Source organism: Sinorhizobium terangae (assembly GCF_029714365.1).
GTDB classification, from domain to species: Bacteria; Pseudomonadota; Alphaproteobacteria; order Rhizobiales; family Rhizobiaceae; genus Sinorhizobium; species Sinorhizobium terangae.
Map to the genome: position 1 here is coordinate 1,183,691 of NZ_CP121660.1, position 17,441 is coordinate 1,201,131.

General features: G+C 62.3%; 17 protein-coding genes. 11 read left to right on the plus strand and 6 right to left on the minus strand.

Annotated elements, in window-relative coordinates:
• Positions 1–10 precede the first annotated feature (10 nt).
• Positions 11–940, minus strand: coding sequence for a LysR family transcriptional regulator (locus QA637_RS24180; protein ID WP_153437455.1), 930 nt, complete (start codon positions 938–940; stop codon positions 11–13).
• Between the two features lie 291 nt (positions 941–1,231).
• Between QA637_RS24180 and QA637_RS24185 the strand changes: the two genes are divergently transcribed.
• From QA637_RS24185 to QA637_RS24215, 7 genes are all read left to right on the plus strand, one after another.
• Entirely contained in the window at positions 1,232–2,155 is a 924-nt protein-coding gene (locus QA637_RS24185; protein WP_153437454.1) for an AraC family transcriptional regulator, read from the plus strand.
• 113 nt (positions 2,156–2,268) lie between these two features.
• Positions 2,269–2,667, plus strand: coding sequence for a DoxX family protein (locus QA637_RS24190; RefSeq protein WP_153437453.1), 399 nt, complete (start codon positions 2,269–2,271; stop codon positions 2,665–2,667).
• 210 nt (positions 2,668–2,877) lie between these two features.
• Entirely contained in the window at positions 2,878–3,531 is a 654-nt protein-coding gene (locus QA637_RS24195; protein ID WP_153437452.1) for a hydrolase, read from the plus strand.
• Between the two features lie 72 nt (positions 3,532–3,603).
• The gene (locus tag QA637_RS24200) at positions 3,604–3,888 is read left to right on the plus strand and encodes a XapX domain-containing protein (protein ID WP_283065180.1); all 285 of its coding nucleotides are present in this window, start codon (positions 3,604–3,606) and stop codon (positions 3,886–3,888) included.
• Positions 3,888–5,873: an amidohydrolase gene (locus QA637_RS24205; RefSeq protein WP_283065182.1), complete on the plus strand. Its 1,986-nt coding sequence runs from the start codon at positions 3,888–3,890 to the stop codon at positions 5,871–5,873. Before QA637_RS24200 ends, QA637_RS24205 begins: the two co-directional genes overlap by 1 nt.
• Positions 5,874–5,887: 14 nt before the next feature.
• Complete coding sequence (locus QA637_RS24210) at positions 5,888–6,337, plus strand: DoxX family protein (protein ID WP_153437449.1); 450 nt, start codon at positions 5,888–5,890, stop codon at positions 6,335–6,337.
• Complete coding sequence (locus tag QA637_RS24215; protein ID WP_283065184.1) at positions 6,334–7,941, plus strand: MFS transporter; 1,608 nt, start codon at positions 6,334–6,336, stop codon at positions 7,939–7,941. The genes QA637_RS24210 and QA637_RS24215 overlap by 4 nt, the downstream gene beginning before the upstream one ends.
• A gap of 129 nt (positions 7,942–8,070) precedes the next feature.
• Here the strand turns inward: QA637_RS24215 and QA637_RS24220 are convergent, their stop codons facing one another.
• From QA637_RS24220 to QA637_RS24240, 5 genes are all read right to left on the minus strand, one after another.
• Positions 8,071–8,481 carry a c-type cytochrome gene (locus QA637_RS24220; protein WP_283065186.1) on the minus strand — a complete coding sequence of 137 codons (411 nt, stop codon included), beginning with the start codon at positions 8,479–8,481 and terminating at the stop codon, positions 8,071–8,073.
• 70 nt (positions 8,482–8,551) lie between these two features.
• On the minus strand, positions 8,552–8,752 hold the full coding sequence (locus tag QA637_RS24225; protein WP_153437446.1) for a hypothetical protein: 201 nt from the start codon (positions 8,750–8,752) through the stop codon (positions 8,552–8,554).
• A 93-nt stretch (positions 8,753–8,845) separates the two neighbouring features.
• On the minus strand, positions 8,846–9,208 hold the full coding sequence (locus tag QA637_RS24230; protein ID WP_153437445.1) for a hypothetical protein: 363 nt from the start codon (positions 9,206–9,208) through the stop codon (positions 8,846–8,848).
• Between the two features lie 243 nt (positions 9,209–9,451).
• Positions 9,452–12,115, minus strand: coding sequence for an ATP-binding protein (locus QA637_RS24235; protein ID WP_153437444.1), 2,664 nt, complete (start codon positions 12,113–12,115; stop codon positions 9,452–9,454).
• A gap of 353 nt (positions 12,116–12,468) precedes the next feature.
• Positions 12,469–12,999: a gluconokinase gene (locus QA637_RS24240; RefSeq protein WP_283065190.1), complete on the minus strand. Its 531-nt coding sequence runs from the start codon at positions 12,997–12,999 to the stop codon at positions 12,469–12,471.
• 190 nt (positions 13,000–13,189) lie between these two features.
• Between QA637_RS24240 and gntR the strand changes: the two genes are divergently transcribed.
• The 4 genes from gntR (at position 13,190) to QA637_RS24260 (ending at position 17,384) form a co-directional block, all read left to right on the plus strand.
• Entirely contained in the window at positions 13,190–14,203 is a 1,014-nt protein-coding gene (gene gntR / locus QA637_RS24245; RefSeq protein WP_283065192.1) for an HTH-type transcriptional regulator GntR, read from the plus strand.
• Between the two features lie 324 nt (positions 14,204–14,527).
• Positions 14,528–16,684 carry a copper-transporting P-type ATPase gene (locus QA637_RS24250; RefSeq protein ID WP_283067327.1) on the plus strand — a complete coding sequence of 719 codons (2,157 nt, stop codon included), beginning with the start codon at positions 14,528–14,530 and terminating at the stop codon, positions 16,682–16,684.
• Positions 16,681–16,890, plus strand: a complete 210-nt coding sequence (locus QA637_RS24255) for a DUF2933 domain-containing protein (RefSeq protein ID WP_153437441.1) — start codon at positions 16,681–16,683, stop codon at positions 16,888–16,890. The genes QA637_RS24250 and QA637_RS24255 overlap by 4 nt, the downstream gene beginning before the upstream one ends.
• Complete coding sequence (locus tag QA637_RS24260) at positions 16,887–17,384, plus strand: SRPBCC family protein (RefSeq protein ID WP_153437440.1); 498 nt, start codon at positions 16,887–16,889, stop codon at positions 17,382–17,384. Before QA637_RS24255 ends, QA637_RS24260 begins: the two co-directional genes overlap by 4 nt.
• Positions 17,385–17,441: the final 57 nt, after the last annotated feature.

The window sequence follows — 17,441 nt, forward strand, 5'->3', positions numbered from 1 at the left end:
ACGGCATCAATTAGATCCCGGCAAATCCTTCTTCGTCGATGTCGCCGGCGCCCAGCGCTACGAACTGGTCCAAGAGCCACGAAGCGGCCGGCCCCGGCGGCGTGTCTCGCCGCCAGACGCCGGCGAAACGATAGATCCCGCCATTGTGGTCAGGAATGGCCAGTCGCATAAGCGTGCCGTCGTCGAGATCGGGCTGGACCAAAGGCAGCGGCATGTTGCCCCAGCCAAGCCCTTGGCGCAGCAGCGCGTGTTTCGCGCCGAGATCGGCGAGCCTCCACGTGCGGGGACTGAGCACCGCGAAGTCCTGCCCCTCGGTCAAAGGAGAGCGGTCCGTCAAGACGAGCTGGACATGGTTGCGCGCCTCCCCAGGCTCGATTCTCTGCATGCGCCCGAGCGGGTGGTCGGGCGCAGCCACCGGCACCGTCGCCACCGCCCCTGCCGCAACACAACTCACCCCTTCAACGGCCGTTGCCAGTGGGCCGGAAATGCCGATGATCGCCTTCCGTTCGAGCACCGCCGCAGTAACCGCGCCCAGGGCCTCGACATGCAGGCACAGCGAAACCGTCGGAAACGCCTCGGCGAAGGCGTGCAGCGCCTTTCCAATCCTCTCCGCCGGCAGCATCACGTCGACGGCGAGGTTCACTTCCGCCTCCAACCCGTCGAGCAGCCCCTTCACCTTGGCGCGCAGGCCGTCGACGCCTTGCGCCAGGGCCCGCGCCTCGGCGAGCACCGTACGTCCTGCAGCCGTCAGCTTGGGCTTGCGCGTGCCGTCGCGTTCGAACAATTCGAGCCCGAGCTGCGCTTCCAGATTGGCGATGCCGTAACTGACGACGGAGACGGCGCGATTGAGGTTGCGCGCCGCGGCTGCAAAACTCCCAGCATCGACCACGGCCAGAAACACGCGAAGTTGCTCGAAAGTTGGCGTGCCGGGATTGGACATATTTCAACTTTCTCGAACAAATATGTCACAATTATCCCACTTTCTAAGAAAGCCTGCAAGCCTGTATACACGATCGAAACGACAAGGCCGCCAAGGAATTACCGAGCCGGAGAGTAAGAGAGTCGGACTGCTCGCCCGGTGCTATCGGGCTAGCAAGGAGTACAATGCGAGACTGCGTGCAAGTCATATCCGCCGACACAAAAAGGGATCGCAGAAGGAGACGCTGCTCTGGGCAAGCCATTTCCGAAGGCCGGCCGGCCTCAGCATTGGACGAATGAAGGGAGGAAGCTCATGTCAATCGGACCGCAAGTGACCGTTCTTCGATCAGATTCTGTATCGGTTGCTCATGTTCGCAGCCAACATGTTGTCAAGAAGGAGAGCATCGCAATCCCGAATTCGGACGCGTTCAGCACGATCGTTCAACTTCGCCCCTTCAAGGACCATCGTTTGTGGCGAAATGGACGGCTGGTGCATAACGGAAGCCACGCGCAAGGAGCATTGTCGATCACGCATCTTGCCGAGGATTGGCGTTGCGAACACCGCTCCCCGTTCGACAACATACGATTTACGATCGACCGACACGTCTTGCGAGACTTCTTGCTGGACAATGGAAGGGCCGATCTCCCTCCCTTAAAGTGCGAGTCCGGGCAGATCGATCCGGTGATGTATCACCTTGGCCAAGCACTCCTGCCTGCCCTTGCAAATCCGGGGAACGCCGACAAGCTATATGTGGACCACATACTGCTCGCTTTTCAGGCTCATCTTGTAAGTCGTTACGGTGGCGTTGATCTCGCACCGACCCGGCAATACGGCCTTTCCAGACGTCAATTGGCAGCCGCAACGGCATATCTTGCGGAACACGCGTCGCGCAAAATATCAATGAACGAGGTCGCGTCGATATGCGACCTGTCCACAAGCCACTTCATCCGGGCATTCAAGAAATCGACGGGGCGCACGCCGCACCGGTGGCTGACCGAATACCGTATACAAAAAGCGCAAACCTTGCTCCTGGGTGAGGCGCCCATTGCCGAGATCGCGGTCAGTTGCGGCTTCACCGATCAAAGCCATCTGACGCACGTCTTCTCGTCCATTTGTGATGTCTCGCCAGCCGCTTGGCGGCGTGTGCAGCGCAATGGCGTCCACCGGTCGTCAATTGCTGATGGACAGTGCGTTCCCGGTGACAAGCCTTCGCGTCGTAACCAGACCAAGCCATAATTTAAGGGTGGGTCGTGAGCAGCTGTCCGCAGGAAGGATGATCACTCACGAAACCGGCGGATAGAGTGGCACTCGCGTGTCTTCTTACCGATCAACAAGCCGCAGAGAATACAATGAAATCAAGCATAAGATCTTACGAACCATACCTCCTGAGCCTCCTGCGCATCGTCTCGGCGCTGGTCCTTTTCAGTTATGGCACACAGAAGATCCTCAAATTTCCGATGTCCGACGGCGGCCCGCCGCCCGGCTCCCTGCCCTGGATCGCCGGGCTCTTTGAGTTGGTGCTCGGCTTCCTTGTGCTCATCGGGCTCAAGACCCGCATCGCTGCATTCGTGCTTTCCGGTGTCATGGCCTTCGCCTATTTCCTCAGGCACGCTCCGCAAGGCTTCTATCCTGCCCAGAACGGCGGCGTAGCCGCGATCCTCTTCTGCTTCATATTTCTTTACCTGACTGCGGCCGGCGCCGGACCTTTGAGCGTCGACGCACATCACCAACAAACCAAAACCCCATAACCCCATAGGAGTTTCCGACCGATGACGGACACATCGCTCTTCTCAGGCGTCATCGGCTGTTCACAGGCAGCTGTTCGAACGACGATTGCGAAGTCGATGAAGAAACATCACCGTCCGAGCATTTTTCGACAATGAACGCAGTTATCTACAATCAGCATTCACGCGCACGTACTAGCTTGATGTCCGTGCGGTAAATTAATGGAGGGCTCAATGCCGAACGCCACGCCGACCCCTGGTTCTCTTCTGGTATCGCCGAAGGACCATGCGCTGATCATGATCGATTTCCAGTCGCAAATGGCCTTTGCGACCAAGTCTATCGATGCGGTGCAACTACGCAACAACGCCGCACTGGTGGCACACGCCGCTGCGGGCTTCAAGGTGCCGACGATCCTCACGACCGTCGCCGAAAAAAGCTTCTCGGGCCCGATGTTCGGCGAGATCACCGAGGCCTTCGAAGGCCAGGCGCTGCTCGACCGCACCTCGATGAACACCTGGGAGGACGCAGCGGTGATCGAGGAGGTCAACCGCATCGGCAAGCCACGGCTGGTCTTCTGTGGACTGTGGACCTCCGTCTGCATCGTCGGGCCGACGCTCTCGGCGCTCGACCAAGGGTTTGAAGTCTATGTGATCGCCGACGCCTGTGGCGATGTCTCGGAAGAGGCCCATGAGCGCGCCATGGAACGCATGGTCCAGGCCGGCGTCAGGCCGATGACCTCGCTGCAATATATGCTGGAGCTGCAGCGCGATTGGGCGCGCACCGAGACCTACGACATGACGACCGGTATCGCCAAAAGGTTTGGCGGCGCCTATGGCCTCGGTATCATCTACGCCAAGACCATGTTCGGTGCGTCCGAAGGACACTGAACGCTTCCGGCTGCTTCAACCGTTCCGTCCGCATCGGGCGGAACGGCTCATCTCGCCGAAAGGACCATGCCGATGAAAATGTACCTGATATCGCTCGGCACCGGGCTGCTCGTGGGCGTCATTTACAGCCTGCTCAACGTTCGTTCGCCAGCTCCACCGGTGATCGCACTGATCGGGCTCCTGGGCATGCTCATCGGCGAGCAGGCAGTGCCGGTCGCCAAACGCCTGATCTCGGGCAATCCGGTGAACGTTTCCTGGCTCAACAGCCGCTGCGTCCCGCATGTTTTCGGGGAACTGCCGACCGGAGTCGACAGTAAGGATATGCCCGACCAACCATCGACGCGGGAGATCGGCTGATGCCGACCCGTCGCGGCTTTCTGGGAGCAGCGTCCGTGCTGGCGCTTCCAGGCCTATTTTCGCCGGCGCACGCCGCCGATCCCGCATCGATTTCTGGAGACAAGCCAATGAGCGCCGATCTTATCCTCCATCATGGCCTTGTGACCACGCTCGACCGGACGAACCCGAACGCAACCGCCGTCGCCGTGAAGGACGGCAAGTTTCTTGCCGTCGGCGAAGACAGCGAGATCATGGCGCTCGCCGGGCCCGACACGAAGATTATCGACCTCAAGGGCCGGCGCGTATTGCCCGGCCTAATCGACAACCACACCCATGTCGTCCGCGGTGGCCTGAACTACAATATGGAGCTGCGCTGGGACGGCGTCCGCTCACTTGCCGATGCGATGGATATGCTGAAACGGCAAGTGGCGATTACGCCGGCGCCGCAATGGGTGCGCGTCGTCGGCGGCTTCACCGAGCACCAGTTCGAGGAAAAGCGCCTGCCGACGCTCGAAGAGATCAACGCGGTCGCGCCCGACACGCCGGTCTTCCTGCTGCATCTTTACGATCGCGCGCTTCTGAACGCCGCCGCACTGCGTGCCGTCGGTTATACCAGGGAAACGCCGAGCCCGCCGGGTGGCGAGATCGCCCGCGATGCCAACGGCAACCCGAGCGGTATGCTCATTGCCAGGCCGAACGCCGGCATTCTCTATGCGACCCTTGCCAAAGGCCCCAAGCTGCCCTTCGAATACCAGGTCAACTCCACCCGCCACTTCATGCGCGAACTCAACCGTCTGGGCGTCACTGGCGTGATCGATGCGGGCGGCGGTTTCCAGAACTATCCGGATGACTATGCGGTGATCCAGAAGCTCGCCGACGACGGCCAGATGACCGTGCGGCTTGCCTACAATCTCTTCACCCAGAAGCCGAAGCAGGAAAAGGACGATTTCCTCAACTGGACGAAGTCGGTCAAATACAAGCAGGGCGACGACTATTTCCGCCACAACGGCGCCGGCGAGATGCTTGTCTTTTCGGCCGCCGACTTCGAGGACTTCCGCGAGCCGCGGCCCGACATGCCGCCGGAGATGGAGGGGGAACTCGAGGCCGTCGTGCGCATCCTTGCCGAGAACCGCTGGCCCTGGCGCCTGCATGCGACCTATGACGAGACGATCTCGCGCGCACTCGATGTCTTCGAAAAGGTCAATCAGGACATCCCTCTCGATGGCCTCAACTGGTTCTTCGATCACGCCGAAACGATCTCCGAGCGCTCGATCGACCGCATCGCCGCTCTCGGCGGCGGCATCGCCGTCCAGCACCGTATGGCCTATCAGGGCGAGTATTTCGTCGAGCGCTACGGTCTCGGCGCGGCCGAGGCTACGCCGCCGGTCGCGCGTATGCTGGAAAAGGGCGTCAAGACGTCGGCGGGTACCGACGCCACGCGCGTCGCCTCCTACAATCCCTGGGTCTCGCTTTCCTGGATGATCACCGGCCGCACCGTCGGGGGAATGCGCATCTATCCGCAGCGCAATTGTCTCGACCGCGAAACGGCGCTCAGGATGTGGACCGAAAACGTCACCTGGTTCTCCAACGAGGAGGGCAAGAAGGGTCGCATCGAGAAAGGCCAGTTCGCAGACTTCATCGTCCCGGACAAGGACTTCTTCGCCTGTGCCGAGGACGAGATTTCGTTCCTGACCTCCGACCTGACGGTCGTCGGCGGCAAGGTCGTCTATGCGGCGGGCACCTTTGCCGACTATGACGAAAGCAACGTGCCACCGGCCATGCCCGACTGGTCTCCGGTCAGAACCTACGCGGGCTACGCCGCCTGGGGCGAACCGGAGGGCGCCGGCAAGCGCTCGCTGCGCCGGACGGCGATCGCCACTTGCGGCTGCGCCAACAATTGCGGTGTCCACGGCCATGATCATGCCGGCGCCTGGACGTCCAAGCTGCCGGTCGCCGATCTCAAGGGTTTCTGGGGCGCACTCGGCTGTTCCTGCTGGGCCGTCTGACCACGGGAGGCATGATGAACGCGACTTCAACATTCGAAAGGCGGCTCGCGGCTCGCGCGAGGCCGCTCTTCGCCGCGCCGGCTTTGCGGTGGGTGGCGCTGCTCGCCCTTTGTTCCGCCTATATCCAGGGGCCCGTGACGAAGATCTTCGACTTCGGCGGGGCGATTGCCGAGATGAACCATTTCGGCCTGCATCCCGCACCCTTCTTCGCCGTGGCGGTGATCGTCTTCGAACTCGCCGCCTCAGCCATGATACTGAGCGGCTTCTTCCGCTGGCTCGCAGCACTTGCACTTGCCGCCTTCACATTGGCGGCGACTTTCGTCGCCCTGCGCTTCTGGGAGCTCGCCCCAGGACAGGAACGTCTCATGGCGACGAATGCGTTCTTCGAGCATCTGGGCCTCGTCGGCGCATTCCTGATCGTCGCATGGCAGGACCTTCATGACCGGAGGTCCGGTCAGCCATGACGGATGCGGCCGCCCCTTCCAGCGGCTTCGCTCCGCTTCGTCAGAAGGTCTTCGCGACGCTCTGGGTTGCGACCGTTATCGGCAATACAGGCAGCTTCATCCGCGATGTCGCAAGCGCGTGGCTGGTGACCGACCTTTCGCCCGCGCCCGCCGCCGTCGCCACGATCCAGGCGGCCGGCACGCTGCCGATCTTCCTCCTGGCGATCCCGGCGGGTGTGCTGTCGGACATCCTCGACCGCCGCAAATTTCTGATCGTCATCCAGCTGATGCTCGCCTGCGTCAGCGTCTGTCTCCTGCTCCTCTCGGCGACCGGCTTGCAGTCGGTGAGTTCCCTGATTGCGCTTACCTTCGCGGGCGGCGTCGGGGCTGCGCTGATGGCGCCGACCTGGCAGGCGATCGTGCCCGAACTCGTCGAGAAGAAGGACGTCAAGAGCGCCGTCGCACTGAATTCGCTAGGGATCAACATCGCGCGGTCGATCGGACCCGCGGTCGGCGGGGTGCTGCTCGCCTGGTTCGGCGCAGCCGTGACCTACGGCGTCGACGTCATCAGCTATCTCTTTGTCATCAGTGCGCTCGTCTGGTGGAAACGCCCACCGGAGGCCGAAGACGCACTGTCGGAGAAATTCGCCGGGGCCTTCCGGGCCGGCCTGCGCTACGCCAAGGCAAGCCGCGAGCTTCACGTTGTGTTGCTACGGGCGGCCGCATTCTTCGCATTCTCGAGCGCGGTATGGGCGCTCCTGCCTCTGGTCGCCCGCAATCTCCTTGGCGGCGATGCCGGCTATTACGGCATTCTGCTCGGCGCGGTCGGCGCCGGTGCGATCGGTGGTGCCGTTCTGATGCCGACGTTACGCGCCCGCTTTAATGCGGACACCCTTCTTCTCGGCGCCGCAGGCGTGACGGCTACAGTCATGACAGGCCTCTCGTTCGCGCCCCCGCAATGGCTGGCGCCCGTGGTGCTTCTCGCCCTCGGTGCCGCCTGGATTACTGCCCTGACGACACTCAACGGCGCCGCGCAATCGATCCTGCCGAACTGGGTGCGCGGCCGTTCGCTCGCTGTCTACCTGACCGTGTTCAACGGCGCGATGACCGCCGGCAGCCTCATTTGGGGTGTTGTCGCCGAGGCGGCCGGTGTTCCGCTCACTTTGTTGATCGGCGCTGCCGGCCTGTTCGCCGTCGGCCTCCTCTTTCATCCGCTCAAGCTTCCGAGGGGCGAGGCCGATCTCGTCGCGTCGAACCATTGGCCCGAGCCGCTGACGGCCGAGCCCGTCGAGAATGACCGGGGCCCGGTGATGATCCTCATCGAGTACCGGGTCGCAAGAGCCGACAGGGATGGATTTCTCAACGCCCTCCATCGCCTGTCGCAGGAGCGGCGGCGCGACGGCGCCTATAGCTGGGGTGTGACGGAAGATGCGGCCGAACCGGAACGGATCGTCGAATGGTTCATGGTCGAGTCCTGGGCCGAGCACCTCAGACAGCATCGGCGGGTGTCAAAGGCGGACGCCGATGTCCAGCAGGAGGTTCTGCGCTTCCAGCAGGGACCGGAGGCGCCGGTCGTGCGCCACTTCCTCGCCGTAAACCGCTCACGCGCCAATCGTCGTAGTTAGATGCGCGCCGGCATTGAAACGGTTCTAGCGCGCGCGTCGTGTTCAATCGGACGCATGCGACGCGCTCTTGGCTCTGCTTTTATGCAAGTCGTTGTCCAAAAGCCGCTGCACACTTTTGGGCGACATGCACTATGGCTCCAATCTCTCAGGGCGCCCGCGGCCGAGCGCGCCTTCGGCACGGGCCTTGAGATAAGCGTAGATGTCGTCGATATAGGGAGCGACATTGGGATCGTTGCCGAAGCCCTTCATGACCGAAGTGCCGCCGCTGCTGCGGCCGTTGCGAACGACGCGCCTGAACTCCTCTACACCGAGCGGCCGGTCGATGAGGGAGGAAGCAAAGCTCGAGCCTATTCCATCGGGACCATGGCAATGGTTGCAGCCGGCATTGTAGCGGCGGTAGCCGTTATAGGTCCGCACATCGGCCTTGCCGCCGACGACCCGGTAGAATCCGTCGGCGGCTGCACCCTCTGCGAACATTCCCCCGCCCGCAAAGCCAAAGAAAACGACAGCCAACAGAACCAGATACTGCAATCGACGCATGTCCCGTTGCCTTGACGGCGCTTCGCGATGTGACCGCGATGCGATTGGCTCTTGGACCTGCGTAAAGATCTCAGACCTTCAGGTCCGGCAAAAGCCTCCACCGCTGCACGAAACGACCGGGATGCTCCTCGATCCAATGCGCGACGAATGCCTGCGCTTGCATAAACGCGACGCCTGGATTCGCGGCCAAGTCCCAAACGATCTCTTCGCGGACCTCGCAAGCCTCGGGCGCACTCGACAGGCAAACCAACATAGTGAGCGTGTAGAGCATCGTCCCCTCCCTTCCGAAGCTCTCGTGCCGGCGGTGTTCACACCCCGAATTGTCGGTGACCAGTCCGGTTTGGAACCGGTCGAAATGAAAACTTCACTCCCTGAGTTCGGCCGATACATTGCCCAATGGGGCGATGCCGGGCTCGTGCACGAACAGGGCCTTGCCGTCGCGTACGATCTCGAAGTCGACCGAAGGTTGGCCGATCTCTTGAGGCACGGAGATCATCAGCCGCTGCCCCGGCTCTAGCGTGGATACGAAGCGGATCGGCTGCTCGTCTGTGCCCGAGGCCAAGGTCGCAACCACACGGTAGCCGTCCTTTTCGACCGTGTAATACACAGCGCCATTAAAGCGGCCGAGATGCATGCTGTGGCCGTTCCCCGGCTTGAGGTCCGAGGCCGCCGCCGCGCCTGTCATGGCGAGCAAGCCCATTGCCAATGCGATAGAACGTTTGGTCATCGCTGTCCCTCCTCCGTGAGCCATCAACTGCCCAATTCAAAGGGCTACATAGTCCTTTGGAGATGATATAAGACGCGCAGCGCGGCAGATTGTCTGTTCCAATGGTGACACCATCAGCCTATGCGCGGACGAGCTCAGGCAAAATCGGTGCAGTCCCCCAATTTCCAGCGACCGATCCCCTAATTTTCGGCAGCTTGCTTGCTGCATGTTCTAAAAAGGCGCGCTGACGTGGTTGCCGGTGGCCTACTGCAGGTCGATGGGCGAAAGCAGCCACGGCTCGCCGCGCAGACGCAGCAGGACTTCCATCCGGTTGGCGGCGTTGAATTTGCCGAGCACGGCGGAGACCTGATGCTCGATCGTGCGAGGCGAGCGCGACAACCGCCGGGCCGCTTCCTTGTTGCTCATGCCTTCAGCCATCAGGGCGAGCACCTGTTGTTCATGCCGCGTCAGGCCGAGAGGGTGACGACGAGCCGCCGCGTAAGGCCCTCTGCGGGTTTTCGGTAACTGGCCGGCAACGCCCAGGCGCCGCGCCTGCTTTCGCGCCAGCGCCGCGGCGGGACGCGCCTCCAACGACTCGAATATGGTTACGGCACGCGCCAGCGACGGGCCCGCCTCGGCTCCGCGAACCTGCATCAGGGCAAGCGCCGCTTCATAGGGAAGCCCCAGGCGTTCCCATTCCTTCGCCGCCGCGAGCGGATCGCCGCTGAGTTCCGCAGCCCGCCGCGAAGGAATCCGCGCGGTCGACGTCGGCAGCGGCCTCGCCATACCGCATCGCTGCCACCAGACGGCCAGTTCGCCCAAATCCCAGGCACGGAAATTGTCGAGATCCATTGCCGCGAGGGCGGTGAGCTGTTCGTGGCTGGCACTCGGGTCTTCGGCGAGCCAGGCGGCTTCAGTTAAGGCGAGGCGGACTGGCACGACGCGCTGGAGCTCGCCAGTCGCCAGTCCCTCCTCGAGTGCTTGGCGAAGAAGGGTCAAGCTACCGGGCTCACCTAGCCGCACGTGCACCCTTCCGAGCACGGTGAGGGCCGGCAGATGCATGACCATCGCCAGCCGTTCCAGATTCATGACGCCCTGCGCAATCGTCTCGGCTTCCCTGAAACGCCCCTGCTCCATCCGAAGCTGCGCCTGCCGACCGAGCAGGTATTGTGCCGCCGAATCGAGATCGTGTTTGGTCGCAAGCGCGATGCCCTCGGCCAGCAAGCGTTCAGCCAGGGCAAAATCCTTGGAGGCAACGGCGCACTCTGCAAAGTTGGTGTAGGCCCGCACGGCATGGTCGTGAAATCCGTGCTCAAGTGCCAACGCCAAGCTTTCCTCCAGCCGCTCACGGCCGCCCGGACGATCGGCGAAGAGAAGCGCTGTGCCGACATTGTTCAAGGCGTGGACGCGCGTTTCGACCTCGCCCAGTTGATCGGCGAGAGCGATCGCCCGCAAACCCCAGTCTATCGCTTCGTCAAAACGGTAGTGCAGCATATGGAGCTGAGAGCGGGTGCTGTAAGCCATTGCCAATTCCGACCGGGGCGACAGCTTCTCCATTTCACGTACCGCCTGGTCCGCGTAATCCTCCGCTGGCTTGCCTTCGCCGCGGCGCCAGTGGAGCCGCGACAGCCTGCACAGATTGGGACCGATCTTGTCGGAACGCCCCAGTTCGCGCCAGATCTCAATAGCGTGATGGTGCGCCGCGATCACCGGTTCGTAGACAAGCAGCGAGAGTCCCGCCTCGTAAGCCCAATCCTCGTAAAGCTGGGCGGCCTGCTCGGGTGTGGCTTGCGCAACATACTTCAGGGCCGTCGCCAAATGCGATGCGGCCTCCCGATGGGCGCCCAGGCGGGCAGCATGGGCCGCAGCCTGTGGCGCAAGCTCGAGGACGCGTGCCCCGTCGTCGGCTCCGGCGGCGTGATGGACCCGGCGCCAGAGCAGTGCAGACGCATGCGCCGTCGGGAATTGCGATATCGCCGCTTCCGCTTTTGCATGGAGCGACCTCTGAAGACTCGGTGACAGCCGGTCGAGCGTCGCCTGCCGGGCAAGTTCATGCCGAAACATCAGGTCGCCCTGACAGTCTCGCTGCAACAATCCGCGCGCTACGCACTGGTCCACCAGAGGTTCGGCGTCGGCACCCAATAGAGCCCGGATCAGCCACCGCTCCACACTGCCCGGCACGATGCTGATCACCTCCAGCACTTCCCGTTCACCGGCCGCCAGCCGCGAGAGACGCGCCCAGACGGCATCGCGTATGGAATCCGGCACGCGCCCCGGCTCGGTTTCTCCGCTTGCCAAAAGTTCGGTGATGAAGAAGGGATTGCCCTCCGTAACCTGATAAAGATCAGCCCCGCAGCGCCCCGCCTGTTCAGCCAATACCGCCACGGCTTCGGGAGACAGCGGTTCCAACGAAATACGGGTGACCGACGCCGGCGGCAGGTCGCCGAGTACATGCGTCAGCGGATGATCGGCGCCGATCTCATCGCTGCGCAGGCTGAGCACGAGCACGGCGGAGAGCGAGGAGATGCGGCGACCGAGGTACTTCACGAGGTCGAGAGTGGCGTTGTCGGCCCAGTGCACATCTTCGAAGATGAGTACGAACGCTTCGCCGGCGTGCTGGAGCACATTCAAGAGTGCTGGAAATAGACGCGCGGGCGGAGCTGCCTGATCGAGCAGTGCTGCCACACCGCTGTCAAGAAGTTGCCTCATGTCCTGCAAGGGTCCGAGCGGGCAAGGCGTAAAGAGCGCCTCGCACCAACCCCACAGTACCCGCCAGCCCTTGTCGGCACGCTGCGCAAACGCACGCAGGAGGGCGGTCTTGCCAATTCCCGCTTCGCCTTCGAGCAGCACGGTGCTCCCGCGTCCGGCCGCAGCGCTCCGCGCCGCACCCAGCAAAGCCTCGAGTGGACCCTCTCGGTCGAGCAGCATCGCGAATCCCCCTTGAGAGTATAACAAGAAGATCAGCTTTACACGATGAGGCTCTTACCAGTTGAATGCCGCATTTAGACAACATTAAGGATGATTTCTCGATTTTCTCTCCGGAAAAAATCGAGTAATCCCCTTGTGGTTGCTTGCGATCAACGCTGTAACCGGCGCGCGCGCAGCGTTGAAAAGGGCGCATTTATTACCGCTCGCAAACCAAAAGGTTGCAATAAACACAGTATCGAACCGAACTCCGGGTTGAGGACGGCCTGCAAGTCTCGGATTTCTTCGTGACGCGACCGGCCGCACATTCACCGACAGGGTCCAGGTCTTGAGCGACGTCTCGTTGCTTGCAACTTTCAGGAGGGATTCATTCGATTGGCTTCTTGCCACCATTGAACGGCCTGCCCCGCTATCGCCTCCAAGGGCAGACTTGCGTCCACGGCAAGCGTCAACGGCTCCTGATATGGCGGCTCGAGCGTCCGGTATTGGCTTTCGACCAGGCTTGCCGGCATGAAGTGCCCCGGACGCATGGCAACGCGTTGCGCGGCCAGATCTCGTGCGAGATCGAGAAAGACGAATCCCTGTCCCGGTTCCCCCTGCCTAAGCAGGTCGCGATAGCTTTTCCTGAGCGCCGAGCAGGTGAGAACAGGGCGCTCCCCGGCAGCAATTGCGGCGGCGATCTCTTCACTGAGGCGGCAGAGCCATCCGTGCCGATCCTCGTCGGTAAGGGGGACCCCGGCACTCATCTTGGCGATATTGGCGGCAGGATGGAAAGCATCGCCCTCGATCAAGCGGCCTTGATAGAGAGCTGCGATAGCGGCGCCGACGCTGCTCTTTCCGCAGCCAGAAACACCCATGACGACGATACCGCGTATTTGCTCGGCCATGCTTATCCTCCTCAAGATAGCGCTGTCTCATCCAGGCTAATGAATAGCCTTCATGCCGATAGACCCCAAGGTGGCTGGAAATGAGCGTCCCCGAAATCGCCGTGGACCGCTCCTAGCGGCGAGATCATATTCCTTGTAAGGTAGCGCTGTCTTATCGGCGCGAATCCATATTGGCAAGTGACAAACCATCATGCGTAAGGAAGCCTCCCGCGCCACCGGCCGCCCGACCCTCGCCGAGGTCGCGCAGCTCGCCGGCGTCTCGCAGATCACCGCATCGCGTGCATTGCGCGACGTCCCTACGGTCGATCCGGTGCTGGCGTCGAAGGTGCGCGAAGCCTCGAAGGCATTGGGCTATGTGCCAAACCCGGCGGCCCGCGCGCTCGCATCGGCGCGAAGCCAATCGGTCGTCGTACTCGTCCCCGCCCTCTCCAATCAGTTGTTCGTCGAGACGCTCGAAGCCATTCACACTGTTCTTCGCCCGCGTGGCTATGACGTGTTGATCGGAAACTTCCACTATTCCCGAGAAGAGGAAGAAGAGCTCATTCGCAATTATCTTGCCATCCAGCCCTGCGGCATCCTGCTCACCTGCTTCGATCGCACGGACGCATCGCTGCGCCTGCTCGAAGCAAACAAGATTCCCTGTGTCCATATGATGGAACTGACGAAAGCCGAGGACGTCTATTCAGTTGGCTTCTCTCAGGAGGACGCGGGAGCTGCAGTAGCGCGGCATTTTCTGGCGAGAGGAAGGCGCCGGCTGGCTTACGTCGCGGCCCAGCTCGACGCCCGCGTGATACGGCGCGGCGAAGGCTTCAAGCGCGCACTCGCCGAAGCGGGCGTCGATGCACTGGAGCTGGCGGTGCCCGGCCCCTCGTCCGTCGGGCTCGGCGGCGAGCTCTTCGACAAGTTGCTGCGCCAGCATCCGGATGTCGACGGCATTTTCTTTTGCAACGACGACCTGGCGCACGGCGCGATTTTCGAGGCTCAACGGCAGGGTATATCCGTTCCTGGCCGTGTTGCCTTCGTCGGCTTCAACGACCTGTCGATATCGGCACAGATCGTTCCGCGGTTGACCTCGATCCGCACCCCGCGAGAAGATGTCGGCAAACATGCAGCACATCTGATGCTGGCACTGCTTGCAGGCGCAGAGGTCCGCGGCCGGATGATCGATCTGGGGTTCGAACTCGTCGTTCGCGAGAGCAGTTGATGACGGGCGCAGGCGCCCAAAACCTTCGAGCGAATTCGAGCGATTGCTGCTCTTTTCCGCACCTGGGCGTCATCCCGTTTGATCGAGGTCAACGCGCCACTTGCAACCGTACGACACGCTTTGAATTGGCGCACAATTTCCCTTGATTGCTTCGCTTCAAGGAACCATGCGGCGGAGCCGGTATTCGGTATTCGCCGGCAACGGAATAGACAAACCCGTTTGCCGACCCGCGCCACCCGCGCGGATCCCAACGGGCGTCTACCAACGGAGTCGTGTCCAATGGACGATCACGAGCACCACCACCATCACGGGCAGCACAGCGCAATGAGGCCAAGCCATGGCGAAGGGTCTCAAGCGAAACAGGCGGGAGGTGTCGTCTACATCTGCCCCATGCATCCGCAAGTGCGCCAGATCGGCCCGGGCAATTGCCCGATCTGCGGCATGGCGCTCGAACCGGAGGTGGCGACGGCAGAGGCCGGTCCGAGCGCCGAACTCACAGACATGAGACGCCGGTTCTGGATCGGACTGGTGTTGACGATACCGGTGCTTGCGCTCGAAATGGGCGGCCATGTGATCGATCTGCATATGCTGCTTGGAGCGAAGACATCGAACTGGCTGCAGTTCATCTTCGCAACACCGGTGGTGCTGTGGGCAGGTGCACCGTTCTTCGAGCGGGCATGGCGATCCATCGTCAATCGGCACCTCAACATGTTCACGCTGATCGCGATGGGAACCGGCGTTGCCTGGGTCTACAGCGTGGTCGCAACCGCGGCGCCCGGCCTCTTCCCGGCAACCTTCAGCGCCATGGATGGCGCGATCGCGGTCTATTTCGAGGCCGCCGCCGTCATCACGGTGCTTGTCCTGCTCGGGCAGGTGCTGGAATTGCAGGCGCGCGAGCAGACGGGAGGCGCGATCCGCGCGCTTCTGGACCTCGCGCCGAAAACGGCCCGCCGCATCCGCGATGGCGGCGGCGACGAGGACGTGCCGCTCGAAGCTGTTGTCGTCGGAGATCGGTTGCGGGTGCGGCCCGGTGAGAAGGTCCCGGTCGACGGCGTGCTTATCGAGGGACGCAGTTCGGTCGATGAATCAATGATTACCGGAGAATCGATGCCGGTTACCAAGGAGCTCGGCGCCAGCCTTATTGGCGGCACGATGAACCGCACAGGCGGCTTCGTCATGGAAGCGGGGAAGGTCGGGCGCGATACCATGCTGTCGCAGATCGTGCAAATGGTTGCGGATGCCCAGCGTTCGCGCGCTCCGATTCAGCGCCTAGCCGACGAGGTCTCCGGCTGGTTCGTGCCGGTCGTGATTGCAATTGCCGTGATTGCATTTGCCACATGGATGGCAGTGGGACCCGAGCCCCGCTTTGCGCATGGGCTTGTCGCCGCAGTCGCCGTGCTCATCATCGCCTGCCCCTGCGCGCTCGGCCTCGCCACGCCCATGTCGATCATGGTCGGCGTCGGACGGGGCGCGCGGCTCGGCGTGCTGATCAAGAATGCCGAGGCGTTGGAGCGTTTCGAAAAGATCGACACGCTCGTGGTCGACAAAACCGGGACTCTGACGGAGGGCAAACCCAGAGTGACGTCGATCGAGGTCGCGAACGGCTTTTCCGAGGCCGAATTGCTCCGTTTCGCCGCCACCCTGGAACGCGCGAGCGAGCATCCGCTTGCGGCGGCGATCGTCGAGGCCGCCAATGACCGCGGCGTGGATCTCGGCACAGCGGAGGATTTCGACAGTCCGGTCGGCAAAGGCGTGACCGGTTCCGTCGACGGTCGCAAGCTCGTCATCGGCAGCCACCGCATCATGGCCGAGGAAAAGGTGGACGTTTCCTCACTCAGCGAAAAGGCGGAAGCCTTGCGAGGTGAAGGGGCGACCGTAATCTTTGCCGCGATCGATGACCGCGTCGGCGGGCTTTTTGCCATCTCCGATCCGATCAAGTCGACCACACCGGCCGCCGTTGAGGCGCTGGTCAAGGAAGGTGTCCGGGTGGTCATGCTGACCGGAGACAACAAGACCACGGCGCATGCGGTCTCCAGGAGGCTCGGCATCAAGGAAGTCGAGGCGGAAATCCTGCCGGAGCATAAGAGCGAGATCGTCGCGCGATTGCGTCGTGAGGGCCGGATCGTTGCTATGGCCGGGGACGGGGTGAACGACGCCCCTGCCCTTGCCGCGGCCGATGTCGGCATTGCCATGGGGACCGGAACGGACGTTGCAATCGAGAGCGCCGGCGTGACGTTGCTCAAGGGCGATCTTCAAGGCATCGCACGAGCACGGCAGCTCAGCCACGCCACGATGAAGAACATCCGGCAAAATCTGTTCTTTGCCTTCATCTACAACGCCGCGGGCGTGCCGGTTGCCGCCGGTGTCCTTTACCCGGCTTTCGGGCTCCTTCTGTCACCGATCATCGCTGCCGCGGCCATGGCTCTTTCTTCCGTCAGCGTCATCGGCAACGCTCTCAGACTAAGGAGCGCGCAGATATGAGATGGGAGCGCAAATGGACTTTTCTTGCCGCATCGCTCGGAGTCATCGCGGCGTTCTTCGTGCTTCGCGAGCACTGGGCGCACGCCTTGGGTCTCGCTCCCTACCTGCTGCTCCTGGCGTGTCCCCTCATGCATCTTTTTCACGGCCATGGCGGCCATCACCATGACCGACACCAAGGTCACACGACAAAGGACGACTTGAGTTGACCCACGCACATTCTGCACAAGCGGTCGTTGCGGTCACAGCGTCGGCCGAGACGCTGTTCGGCTACCTGGATGACCCGGCCCGGCTCAACTCGCATATGCAGGAGTCCTCGATGATGATGCTTGGCGGACGGATGTCGTACGGATTCGACGAGGCTCGGGGCCGCGCCGTTGGTTCGCTTGTCAGGATGGAGGGAAACGTCCTCGGGCTGAGGCTGTCCGTGGAAGAGGTGATCGTCGAACGTCATCCTCCGCTCCGGAAAACGTGGGAGACGCTAGGACAGCCGAACCTGCTCGTCATCGGGGCCTTCCGGATGGGCTTCGAGATCGATGCCTCCGGCCAGTCCTCGCGCCTGCGCGTATTTATCGACTATGACAACCCCGACTCGGTCGCCGGCAGGATCGTTGGCGCAATATTCGGCCCGATCTACGCTCACTGGTGCGTCAACCGGATGGCGAAAGACGCGCTTGCAAAGTTTTCGAACGAGCCAGGCTGAGCAACTTCCAGAGCAGTTCCAGAAAGAGTGTTTAACGGTTTTCCGTTCGGAATTGCG

Excerpts from the sequence above, each read along its gene's own strand:
- QA637_RS24180 (WP_153437455.1), bottom strand. The coding sequence starts at position 940 with ATGTCCAATCCCGGCACGCCAACTTTCGAGCAACTTCGCGTGTTTCTG.
- QA637_RS24185 (WP_153437454.1), top strand. The coding sequence starts at position 1,232 with ATGTCAATCGGACCGCAAGTGACCGTTCTTCGATCAGATTCTGTATCG.
- QA637_RS24190 (WP_153437453.1), top strand. The coding sequence starts at position 2,269 with ATGAAATCAAGCATAAGATCTTACGAACCATACCTCCTGAGCCTCCTG.
- QA637_RS24195 (WP_153437452.1), top strand. The coding sequence starts at position 2,878 with ATGCCGAACGCCACGCCGACCCCTGGTTCTCTTCTGGTATCGCCGAAG.
- QA637_RS24200 (WP_283065180.1), top strand. The coding sequence starts at position 3,604 with ATGAAAATGTACCTGATATCGCTCGGCACCGGGCTGCTCGTGGGCGTC.
- QA637_RS24205 (WP_283065182.1), top strand. The coding sequence starts at position 3,888 with ATGCCGACCCGTCGCGGCTTTCTGGGAGCAGCGTCCGTGCTGGCGCTT.
- QA637_RS24210 (WP_153437449.1), top strand. The coding sequence starts at position 5,888 with ATGAACGCGACTTCAACATTCGAAAGGCGGCTCGCGGCTCGCGCGAGG.
- QA637_RS24215 (WP_283065184.1), top strand. The coding sequence starts at position 6,334 with ATGACGGATGCGGCCGCCCCTTCCAGCGGCTTCGCTCCGCTTCGTCAG.
- QA637_RS24220 (WP_283065186.1), bottom strand. The coding sequence starts at position 8,481 with ATGCGTCGATTGCAGTATCTGGTTCTGTTGGCTGTCGTTTTCTTTGGC.
- QA637_RS24225 (WP_153437446.1), bottom strand. The coding sequence starts at position 8,752 with ATGCTCTACACGCTCACTATGTTGGTTTGCCTGTCGAGTGCGCCCGAG.
- QA637_RS24230 (WP_153437445.1), bottom strand. The coding sequence starts at position 9,208 with ATGACCAAACGTTCTATCGCATTGGCAATGGGCTTGCTCGCCATGACA.
- QA637_RS24235 (WP_153437444.1), bottom strand. The coding sequence starts at position 12,115 with ATGCTGCTCGACCGAGAGGGTCCACTCGAGGCTTTGCTGGGTGCGGCG.
- QA637_RS24240 (WP_283065190.1), bottom strand. The coding sequence starts at position 12,999 with ATGGCCGAGCAAATACGCGGTATCGTCGTCATGGGTGTTTCTGGCTGC.
- gntR (WP_283065192.1), top strand. The coding sequence starts at position 13,190 with ATGCGTAAGGAAGCCTCCCGCGCCACCGGCCGCCCGACCCTCGCCGAG.
- QA637_RS24250 (WP_283067327.1), top strand. The coding sequence starts at position 14,528 with ATGAGGCCAAGCCATGGCGAAGGGTCTCAAGCGAAACAGGCGGGAGGT.
- QA637_RS24255 (WP_153437441.1), top strand. The coding sequence starts at position 16,681 with ATGAGATGGGAGCGCAAATGGACTTTTCTTGCCGCATCGCTCGGAGTC.